16 protein-coding genes are annotated in these 13,072 nt (G+C 59.8%); 12 read left to right on the top strand and 4 right to left on the bottom strand.

The window, feature by feature from the left end; translation table 11 throughout:
• Positions 1-34 precede the first annotated feature (34 nt).
• The 5 genes from AAEZ03_RS21325 (at position 35) to AAEZ03_RS21345 (ending at position 4,309) form a co-directional block, all read left to right on the top strand.
• The gene (locus AAEZ03_RS21325; RefSeq protein ID WP_278940787.1) at positions 35-478 is read left to right on the top strand and encodes a hotdog fold thioesterase; all 444 of its coding nucleotides are present in this window, start codon (positions 35-37) and stop codon (positions 476-478) included.
• Between the two features lie 109 nt (positions 479-587).
• Positions 588-1,388 carry an alpha/beta fold hydrolase gene (locus AAEZ03_RS21330; RefSeq protein WP_048371593.1) on the top strand — a complete coding sequence of 267 codons (801 nt, stop codon included), beginning with the start codon at positions 588-590 and terminating at the stop codon, positions 1,386-1,388.
• Positions 1,389-1,400: 12 nt separating this feature from the next.
• Positions 1,401-2,255, top strand: coding sequence for an alpha/beta hydrolase (locus AAEZ03_RS21335; RefSeq protein ID WP_350581373.1), 855 nt, complete (start codon positions 1,401-1,403; stop codon positions 2,253-2,255).
• A 112-nt stretch (positions 2,256-2,367) separates the two neighbouring features.
• Positions 2,368-3,186: a DUF4892 domain-containing protein gene (locus AAEZ03_RS21340; RefSeq protein WP_350581376.1), complete on the top strand. Its 819-nt coding sequence runs from the start codon at positions 2,368-2,370 to the stop codon at positions 3,184-3,186.
• Between the two features lie 73 nt (positions 3,187-3,259).
• Positions 3,260-4,309, top strand: a complete 1,050-nt coding sequence (locus AAEZ03_RS21345; RefSeq protein ID WP_048371588.1) for an AI-2E family transporter — start codon at positions 3,260-3,262, stop codon at positions 4,307-4,309.
• Here the strand turns inward: AAEZ03_RS21345 and AAEZ03_RS21350 are convergent.
• From AAEZ03_RS21350 to AAEZ03_RS21360, 3 genes are all read right to left on the bottom strand, one after another.
• On the bottom strand, positions 4,306-4,776 hold the full coding sequence (locus AAEZ03_RS21350; RefSeq protein ID WP_048371586.1) for an RNA methyltransferase: 471 nt from the start codon (positions 4,774-4,776) through the stop codon (positions 4,306-4,308). The genes AAEZ03_RS21345 and AAEZ03_RS21350 overlap by 4 nt on opposite strands.
• Before the next feature lie 84 nt (positions 4,777-4,860).
• Positions 4,861-5,235: a YajD family HNH nuclease gene (locus tag AAEZ03_RS21355; RefSeq protein ID WP_048386174.1), complete on the bottom strand. Its 375-nt coding sequence runs from the start codon at positions 5,233-5,235 to the stop codon at positions 4,861-4,863.
• Between the two features lie 51 nt (positions 5,236-5,286).
• On the bottom strand, positions 5,287-5,973 hold the full coding sequence (locus tag AAEZ03_RS21360; RefSeq protein ID WP_048371582.1) for a spermidine synthase: 687 nt from the start codon (positions 5,971-5,973) through the stop codon (positions 5,287-5,289).
• Positions 5,974-6,055: 82 nt separating this feature from the next.
• Here AAEZ03_RS21360 and AAEZ03_RS21365 point away from each other — a divergent pair, with 82 nt between their 5' ends.
• Positions 6,056-6,352, top strand: a complete 297-nt coding sequence (locus AAEZ03_RS21365; protein WP_048386172.1) for a hypothetical protein — start codon at positions 6,056-6,058, stop codon at positions 6,350-6,352.
• A 75-nt stretch (positions 6,353-6,427) separates the two neighbouring features.
• On the opposite strand, the gene AAEZ03_RS21370 is transcribed toward AAEZ03_RS21365, so the two are convergent.
• Positions 6,428-8,473 carry a S9 family peptidase gene (locus tag AAEZ03_RS21370; protein WP_282364509.1) on the bottom strand — a complete coding sequence of 682 codons (2,046 nt, stop codon included), beginning with the start codon at positions 8,471-8,473 and terminating at the stop codon, positions 6,428-6,430.
• A 100-nt stretch (positions 8,474-8,573) separates the two neighbouring features.
• On the opposite strand from AAEZ03_RS21370, the gene AAEZ03_RS21375 reads away from it, so the two are divergent.
• The 6 genes from AAEZ03_RS21375 to AAEZ03_RS21400 all read left to right on the top strand — a co-directional run bounded on the left by AAEZ03_RS21375 (position 8,574) and on the right by AAEZ03_RS21400 (position 13,002).
• On the top strand, positions 8,574-9,068 hold the full coding sequence (locus AAEZ03_RS21375) for a hypothetical protein (protein ID WP_048386295.1): 495 nt from the start codon (positions 8,574-8,576) through the stop codon (positions 9,066-9,068).
• 36 nt (positions 9,069-9,104) lie between these two features.
• Positions 9,105-9,881: a class II glutamine amidotransferase gene (locus tag AAEZ03_RS21380; RefSeq protein ID WP_282364510.1), complete on the top strand. Its 777-nt coding sequence runs from the start codon at positions 9,105-9,107 to the stop codon at positions 9,879-9,881.
• A gap of 11 nt (positions 9,882-9,892) precedes the next feature.
• Positions 9,893-10,426 carry a DUF2937 family protein gene (locus AAEZ03_RS21385; protein WP_350581384.1) on the top strand — a complete coding sequence of 178 codons (534 nt, stop codon included), beginning with the start codon at positions 9,893-9,895 and terminating at the stop codon, positions 10,424-10,426.
• Positions 10,427-10,634: 208 nt separating this feature from the next.
• Positions 10,635-11,387 carry a 5-oxoprolinase subunit PxpA gene (locus tag AAEZ03_RS21390; RefSeq protein WP_282364512.1) on the top strand — a complete coding sequence of 251 codons (753 nt, stop codon included), beginning with the start codon at positions 10,635-10,637 and terminating at the stop codon, positions 11,385-11,387.
• Positions 11,384-12,088, top strand: coding sequence for a 5-oxoprolinase subunit B family protein (locus tag AAEZ03_RS21395; protein WP_350581387.1), 705 nt, complete (start codon positions 11,384-11,386; stop codon positions 12,086-12,088). Before AAEZ03_RS21390 ends, AAEZ03_RS21395 begins: the two co-directional genes overlap by 4 nt.
• Positions 12,085-13,002, top strand: coding sequence for a 5-oxoprolinase subunit C family protein (locus AAEZ03_RS21400; protein WP_350581390.1), 918 nt, complete (start codon positions 12,085-12,087; stop codon positions 13,000-13,002). The genes AAEZ03_RS21395 and AAEZ03_RS21400 overlap by 4 nt, the downstream gene beginning before the upstream one ends.
• Positions 13,003-13,072 lie beyond the last annotated feature (70 nt).

The raw sequence follows: 13,072 nt of genomic DNA on the forward strand, positions 1-13,072 counted from the left end.
TGACAGCCATCACTCACAGAGCAAGGAATGACCCATGAGTTTGTGGACCACCCAGCCGGACCTCGCGCACCTCAACGAGATGCGTAAAAACACCATCTGCGACGTGCTCGACATTACCTTTGATGCCTACGATGACCAGTCGATCACCGCGAGCATGGTGGTGGATCACCGCACTCATCAGCCGTTCGGCTTGTTGCATGGCGGGGCTTCGGTGGTACTGGCCGAAACCCTCGGTTCGATGGCCAGCTACCTGTGCATAGACACCAAAAAATTCTATTGCGTTGGGCTTGAAGTCAACGCCAACCACCTGCGCGGCGTGCGTAGCGGGCGGGTGACTGCGGTGGCAAAACCGGTGCATATGGGTCGCACTACCCATGTTTGGGACATTCGCCTGACCGACGGCAACGGCAAACTCAACTGCATTTCGCGACTGACCATCGCCGTCGTCCCGCTGGGCGAAACACCTCCAGCGCGCTGATTCGGCACGGTAATGGCCGTTGTGTCGCCTTTCATGGCGCATACGGTCGTTGTTGTGGGGAATATTCCTACAGACAATAAGGCGTACTTCCTATGTATGGACGCCTTGTATGTCTCGGCAGATTTTCTTCGCCCATGCCAATGGATTTCCCTCAGGCACCTACGGCAAATTGTTTGACGCCCTGGCGCCGGACTTCAGCGTTGCCCGGTTGCCGCAGCACGGGCACGACCCACGGTTCCCGGTGGACAATAATTGGCGCAATCTGGTCGATGAGCTGATTTATCACCTGCAACAACAAGACGAGCCGGTGCTCGGCGTCGGACATTCGCTGGGCGGCATGTTGCACCTGCACGCCGCGTTACGCTGCCCGCATTTGTACAAAGGCGTGGTAATGCTGGATTCCCCGGTGCTGACAGTGGCCGACCAATGGATGATTCGTGCCGCCAAGCGTTTTGGTTTTATCGACCGCCTCACCCCGGCGGGTCGTACCCTGGGGCGCCGTGAAGAGTTTGCCGACCGCGCAGCTGCACGGGAATACTTCGCGGGCAAGGCGTTGTTTCGCAGCTTCGACCCCGATTGTTTTGATGCCTACCTCGAGCACGGCCTGCAAGCCGTTGATGACCGCTTGCGCCTGAGCTTTGATCCGGCCACTGAAATCAATATCTACCGCGGTGTTCCCCACACCAGTCCCGGACGTATCCTGCAATTGCAGGTGCCTTTAACCGTGGTACGTGGGCAAGACAGCCGCGTGGTCATGCGCCATCATGCCCGCGCCGTGGCGCGTTTGCCCCTCGGTGAGTCGCTGAGCGTACCGGGCGGGCACATGTTCCCGCTGGAGCAACCGCAAGAAACCGCCCACCTGCTCAAACACATTTTTGCCCGCTGGGAACTGCGTCAACCCGGCCTCTAAAGAGCACCCTGCATGAGCCCTGTGGTTGAAGAAATCCGTCTGAGCCTGCCGCACATCGAACTGGCAGCGCATATATTTGGCCCGCAAGACGGGCTGCCGGTCATCGCCCTGCATGGCTGGCTGGACAACGCCAACAGCTTTGCCCGGCTGGCGCCCAAACTCTCAGGCTTGCGCATTGTGGCAGTGGATTTCGCCGGTCACGGTCACTCAGATCACCGCCCGCGTGGGGCGGGCTATGCGTTGGCCGATTACGCGTTTGACGTGCTGTGTGTCGCCGAGCAACTGGGCTGGAAGCAGTTTGCCCTGTTGGGGCATTCGCTTGGCGCGATTGTCTCGGTGATCATCGCGGGCTCGTTCCCCGAGCGGGTTACCCGGTTGGCCTTGATCGATGGCATCGTCCTGCGCAGCGGCCCCGACATTGACGCGGCCGAGAACATGGGCAAGGCCCTTGAGGCGCAACTGGCCCACGGGCACAAGCGCAAATCGGTGCATCCCACCCTTGAGCGGGCCATTGAAGCGCGTATGAAGGGCATGGTGGCTGTCAGTCGCGAGGCGGCCGAGTTGCTCGCCCAGCGCGGCTTGATGCCCGTGCCTGGCGGTTACAGTTGGCGCAGTGACAGCCGCTTGACGTTGCCGTCACCGCTTCGACTGACCGATGCGCAGGCCATGTCGTTCGTGCGCCGGGTCACGTGTCCGACCATCTTGGTGGTAGCCGAAGAGGGCATGCTGGTCAGCCACCCTGAGCTGTTGGATCGTCTACCCTTTACCTTGGAACGGTTAGCCGGCGGTCATCATTTGCACCTGAATGACGAGGCCGGGGCAACCCTTGTTGCAGACTGTTTCAATCGGTTCTTCGTCACTCCTTGACTTGCGCAGGCCAACTGTCGAGGCTTGGCGGCTTGAAAGGGGAGACAACCATCATGGATCACTACACCGCTGCGCCCTGCAAAGGCCATCCGCTCTCAACCGTGAGACGCCGATGAACATACCCACTCGTTTTATCTGGGCGCTAGGCCTGAGTTGCCTTAGTACTTGGGCATGGGCTGCGGATGTGCCAGGCAGCCACGACCTGCAAGGTTTGCCCCGGCTGGCCGACGCGCAAATTGTCGATTACAGCGTAAAGCCCGACATCGAACGCATTTACCCCATGGGCTCAATCCGCAAAATCAGTGGCCGCCTGCGTTTTGAAGGGCAGGTCAACAGCCGTGGTAAAACCACCGCCGTGACGTACGAACTGCCCGCCGAGCACACGGGTTCTGAAGCCTTTACGGCGGCCCGTGAAGCCCTGCAAAAAGAAGGCGCCGAGTTGCTGTTCTGGTGTCAGGGCCGCGACTGCGGTGAAAGCAGCCTGTGGGCCAATGAAGTGTTCGGCAACTCCAAACTCGTGGGGGCGGATGATCAGCAGTCCTACTTGTTGATGCGCCGCGCCGCGCCAGAGCAGAATCAACTGGTCGCCTTGTATGGCATCAATCGGGGCGGGCGCAAAGCTTATCTGCACGTTGAGCAACTCCAGGCCAGCGCCGATCTGGGCGAACTGCTGCCCACCTCAGCGACCTTGCAACGCCAGTTGAAAAGCACAGGCGAGCTGGACTTCCCGAAACTAAGCGGTGAGCCGGACGCACAATGGGTCACCCTGATTGCCCGGGCATTGAACCTTGATGTCACCTCCCGGGTCAGTTTGACCGGCGCCCACGCAGCGGCCTGGCGTGATGCCTTGATCAAAGGCGGTGTGCGCGCCGCTCGCATGGACCTGGGGACCAAACCGGCCAAGGGCCTGCATCTGGAGTTATTGCGCTAAACCCTGCTAAACGACGGCTACACTCTGGTAGTCGTCGCCTCATTTCGAAACCTCAATTGTCTGCGGAACCTACATGCTCAATAACGATCGTCTGTTGGTGCAGATCCTGCTCGTGGTGCTGTTCGGCGCCAGCCTGTGGGTGATGGCACCGTTTTGGTCGGCTTTGTTCTGGGGGGCGGTGCTGGCATTCGCCAGTTGGCCCTTGATGCGTCTTTTAACGCGCTGGCTCAATGGTCGCGAGACATTGGCCGCCAGCATCCTGACCGTTGGCTGGATGCTGCTGGTGGCCGGGCCGCTGGTGTGGCTGGGCTTCAACCTGGCAGACCACGTGCGTGACGCCACCACCTTTGTCAAAGATGTACAGCTTGAAGGCTTGCCCGAAGCGCCGACCTGGCTTGCTGGCATTCCGCTGGTCGGTGAGCGGCTGGTCGGCATGTGGAACACCATCGATCAGCAAGGTGCGGCCATGATCGTGGCGGTCAAACCTTACCTGGGGCAGGTGGGCAACTGGCTGCTGGCACGCAGTGCGCAAATCGGCGGCGGGATTCTTGAGCTGACCCTGAGCATTGTCTTCGTGTTCTTTTTCTACCGGGACGGCCCGCGCTTGGCGATGTTCGTCCATAGCCTGCTGGTGCGGCTGATCGGCGAGCGCGCAGATTACTATCAGGAATTGGTGGCAGGCACCGTGCAGCGGGTGGTTAACGGGGTGATTGGTACGGCAGCAGCCCAGGCCTTGCTGGCGCTGATCGGCTTTTTGATCGCCGGTGTACCGGGGGCGCTGGTGCTCGGTTTGGCCACTTTCCTGCTCAGCCTGATCCCCATGGGCCCGCCCTTGGTCTGGATCCCGGCCACCGCCTGGCTGGCCTGGAAGGGCGAGTATGGCATGGCGATTTTCCTGGGCATCTGGGGCACGCTGATCATCAGCGGTGTCGACAACGTGCTCAAACCCTACCTGATCAGCCGGGGCGGCAATTTGCCGCTGGTCATCGTATTGCTGGGGGTGTTTGGCGGGTTGATTGCTTTCGGCTTTATTGGCCTGTTTATCGGGCCGACATTACTGGCGATTGCTTACAGCCTGCTGGTCGATTGGAGCACCGGCCAGCAGTACGGTAAAAAACCTTAACCGAACTTGGGGCCAGAACGCGTGTTCTTGCCCTTGGCCAAGCGGTCGTACAACACCACATTGACCGTGGCTGCAAGGTTCATGCAGCCATTGGTGGGTATGTAAATCACATCCTCACACCAGTCCAGCACCTCTTTATCCAGTGAGCCGTCTTCGGGGCCAAAGATATAAATCGCCCGGTCCGGGTGCGTGTACTCGGGCAAAGAGCGTGCGCCCTCGACCAGTTCAACGGCGACCGGGATGCAGCCCAGCGGGATGATTTTTTTGAGGTCGTCGATGCCAATCAGCGGAATATCCTGATGGATCTTCTTGGTATCGGTGATGAAGTCGCGGGCGCGCTCATAACGTTTGCCGGTGTAAAACACCGAAGCCACGTTGTAGCAACCAGCCGCACGCATCACCGAGCCGACGTTTTCCGGTGATTTGGGGTTATACAAACCAATGCAGCTGTACCGTTTGTCTGCCACGTGCCGGTGCCTTTCTGAAAAAAGACGCGAGTATACCAGCACATGGCCCGCCCACCGGCGCCAACACCCGGCGACAAGAACCCCTTACTCGTCTTTTTTCATCAGCCCGGCCAACGCCGCAAACGGGTTATGAGTAGCCTTGGCAACTTTAGGGGTGCTGAGTGAGCTGTCCGAAAAGTACTGCTGGTCGGTGTAGCGCGAGTGTTCGTTGTCATGGCAGTACAAGCACAGCAGCTCCCAGTTGGAGCCGTCCTGCGGGTTGTTGTCATGGTTGTGGTCGCGGTGATGAACCGTCAACTCGCTCAGGCGCTTGCCAGAGAACTCACGGGTGCAGCGGCCGCACACGTGGGGGTACATTTTCAGGGCTTTGTCGCGATAGCCCATTTCGCGGTCACGCTGGGCATCGGCCAGGATGCGGTCCAGCTTGGCGGTGTGGGAGGGTGGGTTTGCTGAACTCATGGGGTTCACCTTAAGACGAATGACGGTTATGTCGTGAAGTTTAGCTGTTGATCAGCCTTTGATTTTTTCCGCAATCCAGATCGTGTGGCGCGTGCCCTTGTTGCCGTGGGCGAAGACTTGCACTTCCTCGGATTTAAAGCCTGCTTTGCGCAGCTTGTCCGAAAACTGCTTGTCGGCGCTTGCCGACCAGACGGCCAGCACGCCTTTGGGGCGCAATGCCTTGGCGCATGCACTCAAGCCGCCGGCTGAGTACAGCCAACTGTTGGCTTTTTGGGTCAGGCCTTCGGGGCCGTTATCGACGTCGAGCATGATCGCGTCAAAGCCATTGGGTTCGGCTTGCAGCACCTTGGCCACGTCCTCGACACGAATCACCGCGCGCGGGTCCTGCAAGGGGTTGCCGGCTTTCTCGCCGAGCGGGCCACGGTTCCATTCCACAACGCCCGGCACCAGTTCCGCGACCACCACTTCGGCAGTCTTGCCCAAATGTTTGAGGGCCGCAGCCAGGGTGAAGCCCATGCCCAGGCCGCCAATCAGCACCCGTGAGTTCGTGCGACCGGCCACTTTACGGCAAGGGATCTCAGCCAAAGCGTCTTCAGAACCATGCATGCGGGTGTTCATCAACTGGCCGCCGTCACCCCCCTGAATCTTGATAACGAAGTCTTCACCATACTCAAACAGGCACAAGGCGCCGCCATTTTCGGGGATCGGGGTGGTGTCGAGCAAAACAAAACGTTTCATGGGAGTCTCATAGAAGAGGACAAAATCAGCTGGTTGCGAGTAGCCTGACGGCATACAAGCTGGTCTGGCAACGGAGTCATTGATGAAACGCACTATTCTAACGGCCATTGTGTGGGGCGCGCTCTCGATAAGTGCGGCTCAGGCAGCGGAGTTAACCCCCATTCCGAGTGTCCCGGTCACACCCGCACCGGGTTCGCCGGGCACTGCTACACCTACGCCATACCCGCAGGTCACCCCGCGTGCAGCGCCCAAGCCTGCCCCGGGCAACAGCAGCCTGGTGCCGCTGCCGCCGATAGACCTGCCGCAGCCACCGCCCAAAGATCAACCGATACCCGGGCTTGAAGCCAAAGACCCGAAAGCCAAGATCCCGGCGGACTGACCGCCGTAGTCGCTGCCGCAGGCTGCGAAGGGTTGCAGCGCAACCCGTTGTTTGCAGGCCGACAACCGCAAAGGCTTAAATCCCCAACACCTTAAACACAAACGCATACTCCAGCGCGACGTCGCGCAGCCCCTGATAGCGGCCGCTCATGCCGCCATGGCCAGCTTCCAGCTCAGTCTTGAGCAGCAACAAATGGTCGTCGGTCTTGGTTGCGCGCAGCTTGGCCACCCATTTGGCCGCCTCCCAATACTGCACACGGCTGTCGTTGTACCCGGCAATCACCAGCATCGCCGGGTACGCCTGCGCCGCCACATTCTCATAAGGCGCGTAGGCCTTGATGCGGTCATAGACCTCAGGCTCTTGCGGGTTGCCCCATTCGTCGTATTCGGTCACCGTCAGCGGCAAATCCGGGTCGAGCATGGTGTTGAGTACGTCGACAAACGGCACCTCAGCAATCGCCGCCTTGAACAGTTCCGGGCGCTGATTGAGCACGGCCCCGATCAACAGCCCGCCCGCGCTGCCGCCACTGATCACCAATTGCTCGCTGCGGGTCAGCCCCTGGTCGATCAAATGCTCGGCACAGGCAATAAAGTCGCTGAACGTGTTGTGTTTGTGTTCCTGCTTGCCCGCGCGATACCACGCCTCGCCCAGCTCGCCGCCGCCGCGCACATGGGCAATGGCAAACGCCACGCCGCGCTCAAGCAAACTCAGGCGTGCGTGGGAAAACCACGGATCAAGGCTTTCGCCATAGGCGCCGTAACCATACAGATACAGCGGTGTCGGTTTGCCCAGCGCATCACGTTTTACTACCAGGCTGATGGGCACCCGAGTGCCATCCGGCGCAGTGGCCCACAAACGTTGGCTGACGTAGTCATCGGCATTGAACGGGCCGAGTACCGGCGTTTCCTTAAGGACTTTTTGCTTGCCATCGGTCAGTGTCAGTTGGCGGACTTGCGCCGGGCGATTCAGCGATTCGTATCGCAGGCGGATGTGCGCACCTTGGAACTCAAGGCTGTCTTGCACATACAGGCTGTAGGCTGCGTCTGGTAGTTGCACGCGGTATGGCGGCAAACCGTTCGGACGGATCTCAATAATCGGTAGGCCGCCTTCGCGCAGGCTCAGGCACAGGGCCTTGGCGTTCAGCGTCAGGCCTTCAAGCATGACCTGGTCGTCATGGGCGATCAGGCGTTGCCACTCACTGCGCTGCGGCGCGTCACCCAACGCGTAATACAGCGCAAAGTTGATCCCGTCCTGATTGGTGCGGATAAACCACGCCCATTGGTCTTCGTGCAGGCCATGATCGACGCTGTAGTCGTGGCCTTCAACCCGTGGCGCCAGGCAGCGAAATGCCTGCTGCGGCTGCTCGGCGTCGAGCACCCAGGTCTCACTGGTGGTTTTGCTGTTGAGCAACAGAATTAGCTGGCGTTCGGAGCTTGAGCGGTAGCAATGCAGGAAAAATCGCCCGTCCGCTTCATGAAACACCTCATGAGCCCCGGTTTCACCCAAGGTATGACGCCACAGCTTGTGCGGGCGATGGGTGTCGTCCAGCTCAGCAAAAAACAGGGTCTGGCTGTCATTGGCCCAGGTCATGCTGCCATCGCAGTCCTCAAAGGGCAGCTCAGTGACGGCGCCGGTGGCCAGCTCTTTGACGAACAGGCGGTAGGTTTCTTCGCCGCTGGTGTCCAGGCTATAAGACAGGCGCTGATGGTCCGGGCTGATACTGAACGCACCCAATGAAATAAACCCGCCATTGGCCAGGGCATTCGGGTCCAGCAGCAACTGCTCGGCGCTTTCGTCAACCTGTTGGTTGTCATCGGCCGGACGCGGGCAACGGTAGTGGCGGGCGTATTCGTCACCGGCCTGGGTGCGGGTGTAATACAGGTACGGGCCCCAAGGGGAGGGGAGCGACAAATCTGTCTCGCGAATCCGTCCCTTGATCTCTTGAAACAGCGTTTCGCGCAATTCGGCCTGGTCGGCCAGCCGCGCTTCCTGATAGTTGTTTTCCGCTATCAGGTAGTCCAAAACCTCTTTGCTATCGCGATTTTGTAACCATGCGTAGGGGTCAGAACCCTCGACCTTATGTGCGATTGGTGCGCTGTTTGCGTAGGCTGATTCGGTCATTGAGCGTTCTCTGAAATCTGAATGAATAGAAGTGACGCTGACGGCGGTGCAGCCGCACTCTCGAAAAGCCGTTATCATAGCGCTTCATTGCCTGCCGACCATGGATACCATGACCGAGAACGACTATCTGATCGCCTGGGGCTTATACGCCTTCGCCGCTTTAGGCTGCCTGCTCGTATGGTGCCGCCTGACCCGCTTTATGTGGCGCTGGTTACGTGAGCCATTACGCATCCTGATGGCGGTGCTACTGTTCAGCCCGACCATTATTGACCCGGTCAAAGATCAATTCGCCCCGGCGGTGGCCATCTCGGCCCTGGACTTGGCGTTCAAGGTGGGTGACAACGTTTGGCGTGCAGCCTCTGACTTGTTGATGTACACCCTGTTTGCGTTTTGCCTGTACGCGGTGTTTGTGTTTATTCGCTGGCCAATCGAGCGTGCCCGCAAGGCGCGTCAGGCGCAAAGCGCAGCCGCTGAGCAAAACCGCAGCATTGACCCTGAAGATGACCAGCCATTCGGCTCAGCCGGTGATGACCGTTACGGCCGTCCGCCTGCGCCGCGTCCGGCAGGCTCGAACCGGGTTGAACCGCGAGTCTGATTTCTTTTCGTTGAGCTTGAATGCGAGTGTGCGAGCGTGTGTGAATTATTGGGCATGAGCGCCAATGTCCCGACTGATATTGTGTTCAGTTTTACCGGCTTGATGCAGCGAGGCGGGCGTACCGGCCCGCATCGTGATGGCTGGGGTATTGCCTTTTATGAAGGTCGCGGTCTGCGTTTGTTTCAGGACCCGGCCGCCAGTTGTGACTCTGAAGTCGCGTTGCTGGTGCAGCGTTATCCGATCAAAAGCGAAGTGGTGATTGGCCATATCCGTCAGGCCAACGTCGGTAAAGTCTGCTTGTCCAACACTCACCCGTTTGTCCGCGAGTTATGGGGTCGTAACTGGTGCTTTGCACACAACGGCCAATTGGCTGACTTCTCGCCGAGCGCCAGCTTCTACCGGCCGATTGGCGACACCGACAGCGAAGCGGCTTTCTGCGATTTGCTCAACCGTGTGCGTGAAGCGTTTCCGGAGCCGGTTGAAGTCGAAGAGCTGATCCCGGTGCTGACCCAGGCGTGCGCCGAATATCGCAGCAAAGGCGTGTTCAACTGCATGCTCAGTGATGGCGATTGGCTGTTTTGCTACTGCTCAACCAAACTGGTGCACATCACTCGACGCGCCCCGTTTGGCCCAGCTAGATTGAAGGATGTCGACGTGATCGTCGACTTCCAGTCCGAAACAACGCCTAACGACGTGGTGACGGTGATCGCCACCGAGCCTTTGACTGAAAACGAAGTCTGGACGCGCTATGAGCCTGGCCATTGGAGCCTGTGGCGCCGCGGTGAGCGCATCAGCCACGGAAAAACTGATTAAGGGACGCGTGTATGTGGATGAGCTACCTGCGGTTGGTGCTGTTTACGCTGGGCCTGTTACTGGGCGTGCAAGTGCCGGGCTTTATCAACGACTACGCCAACCGCGTGGAAGCGCACCTGATCGAAGCCCAGACCGGGCTGGCCGGTTTCCAGAACACTGCCAACCAATTCTTCAAAGGTGACCTGCACGCTCTGGTGGCGCATTACCAGGCCAGTGACGACCCGGTGTTTCGCAGCGATGCCACCAGCCTGAGCACCTTGCTCAACCGTCAGCGCCTGCTAGACGACCAGTTCCAGGCCATGCAAGGCCCGTGGTACATCCGCGCCCTGCAAGTGGCCTACGCGGCCGACCCGGACATCCGCCAGGAAACCCTCAACGCCTACACCTACCAGGTATTGCTGTCGCCCACCGCCATTGGCTGGGCAATGGCCGGTGCATTGCTGTTTTCCTTCATCGTCGAAGGCTTCTTCCGGCTCGTGGATTGGGTGGTACTGGGCGGCAAGCGCCAGCGCGAACGCATCGCCCGCCGCGAACGCAACAGCTAAACCCCGCCCAGACCATCCCTCCTGTAGGAGCTGCCGAAGGCTGCGATCTTTTAACATCAAAAGATCGCGTTGCAAGCTGCTCCTACAGCAGCATCAAGCCATCAACTTTTCTTATCCCCATACCCTGCTTTTATTAGTTGGACTAACCGCCTGTTGCTGTCGAAAAATGCCTGCACCTAATTTCTAAAAAGACCACAGGAGCATCACCGTGAGCCGCCTGTTATTGAACTGCGACATTGGCGAAAGTTTTGGCAACTGGACCCTGGGCCTGGATGCCGAGGTGATGCCATTTATTGATTGCGCAAACATCGCATGCGGCTTTCACGCCGGTGATCCGGGGATCATGCGCAAAACTGTGGGCCTGGCGCTGGCGAACAATGTGCTGATCGGCGCGCACCCGGCGTATCAAGACCTGGCGGGCTTCGGTCGGCGCTCCATGGCCTACTCGGCGCAAGAACTGCAAGACCTGCTGCATTACCAAATTGGCGCACTGGACGGTATATGCCGCGCCCAGGGCTCGCGCGTCAGCTACGTCAAACCCCACGGTGCGATGTACAACGACATGATGGCCAACCCCGCGCAGTTGCGCGCCGTGGTTCAGGCGGTCGCCGCCTACGATGCCAGCTTGCCGCTGATGCTGATGGCCACACGTGACAACAGCGCGGCTCAGGCCATTGGCGATGAGTTTGGCCTGACCCTGTGGTTCGAAGCCTTTGCCGATCGGGCCTACGACAGCGCCGGGCACTTGGTCTCGCGCCAGTTACCCGGCGCCGTGCACCATCAAGCGGAAGTCATCGTCCAGCAAGCGCTGACGATTGCCGCCGGCCAGCCTTTGACGGCCAGCGACGGCAGCGCCTTGCACCTGCACGCCACGACCTTGTGTGTACACGGCGACAACGCCAGCTCGGTGGCGGCTGTGCAGCGCATTCGCGAAGCCTTGAACCAGCAGGCGCAGCCATGAAACCGCGGATCGAAGTCGTGGCCATCGACTGCCTGATGCTGCGTCTGTTCGATGAGATCGCGGAAAGCAACATGCCGTGGATGCTGGCCGCCAGCAAGCGATTGCGCGCTGTATTTGCCGACCATCTGATAGATCTGGTGCCGTCCTACACCACCTTGATGATGCATTACGACGGCCTGGCGCTGACCCCGGCCGAGGCTCGGGACCTGATCGGCCAGGCCATCACGGAGCTGCGTCCAGAAACGCAACGCCTTGGCCAGCGCCATGTGCTGCCGGTGTGGTACGACCTCAGTGTCGGCCCGGAACTTTCGCTGCTGGCCGCGCGTATTGGCGGCCCCGTGAGTGAGGTGATTCGCCGTCACAGCGAACGTGAATATCAAGTGTTCGCCCTGGGCTTCGCCCCCGGCTTTGCCTTTATGGGGCTGGTCGAAGAAGCCTTGGCCGCGCCACGCCTGAACACGCCGCGCAAGCGTGTGGCTGCAGGCAGCGTGGGTATTGCCGAGCGGCAAACGGCGGCTTACCCGGCGCAGTCGCCCGGAGGCTGGAACCTTATCGGCCGCACCCCGAGCGCTCTGTTTGATCGCAATCGAGAGGGCTACAGCTTGATGCAGCCGGGCGATACCGTGCAATTCGAGGCTGTTTCCCGCGCAGAATTCATCCGATTAGGCGGTGACGACACACCTCAGGAGGCTTTTGCATGAGCCGTTTACTGATCAAAGCCAACAACCCGATGTGTCTGTTGCAAGATGCCGGACGTTTTGGTGTACGGCATTTAGGCGTGAGCCAAGGCGGAGCCGCAGACTGGTTATCGATGACGTGGGCCAACTGGCTACTGGGTAATGCGCCAGGCGCGGCGGTCGTTGAGATCACCTTGGGCGGCTTGAGCCTGATTGCCCAGAGCGATTGCACCCTGGCGCTGGCGGGCGCCGATCTGGCGGCAAGCGTCGACGGAAAAGCACTAAAGCCCTGGCGGTGTATCGAGTTGAAAAAAGGCCAGACCCTGAGCTTTACCCAGCCACTGTTGGGTGCTCGTGCCTATCTGGCAGCTCCCGGCGGATTTGTCGCGCCGCAGGTACTGGGCAGCAGTGCAACGGTGGTGCGTGAGCAACTGGGTGGCCCCGATGGTTTCGGTCGTGCGTTGGCCATTGGCGATGAGCTGAATTACACCGCCGAGCCGTCTGCGCTACGTGACATTCCCCTTGCGCAACAGCCCGGCTTTACCGCCAACCCTGTGCTGGATGTGGTACTGGGCGCGCAGATCGGCGCGTTTAGTGGGCAAAGCACCTTCGATGCTTTCAATCAGCCGTGGACCCTCGACAGCCGCGCAGACCGCATGGGTATTCGCCTGCAGGGCCCGGCGCTGGAGTATCAGGGCGCTCCGATGATCTCTGAAGGCATTCCGCTGGGCGCCATCCAGGTACCGCCCGATGGCCAGCCGATCGTCTTGCTCAATGACCGGCAGACCATTGGTGGTTACCCGCGCCTGGGGGCATTAACCCCATTGGCGCTGGCGCGATTGGCACAATGTGTGCCGGGGGAGAACGTCTACTTGCGGCCCGTCACCCAAGACGCCGCACAGCGCCAGCACCAGGCTTTTATGCAACGCTTCATCTAACCCCGAACCCCGTAGGAGCGAGCTTGCCTCGCGATCTTTTGATCTTTTAAAAAGATCGCGAGGCAAGCTC

This window comes from Pseudomonas sp. HY2-MNA-CIBAN-0224, assembly GCF_040310285.1.
Taxonomy (GTDB): domain Bacteria; phylum Pseudomonadota; class Gammaproteobacteria; order Pseudomonadales; family Pseudomonadaceae; genus Aquipseudomonas; species Aquipseudomonas helleri.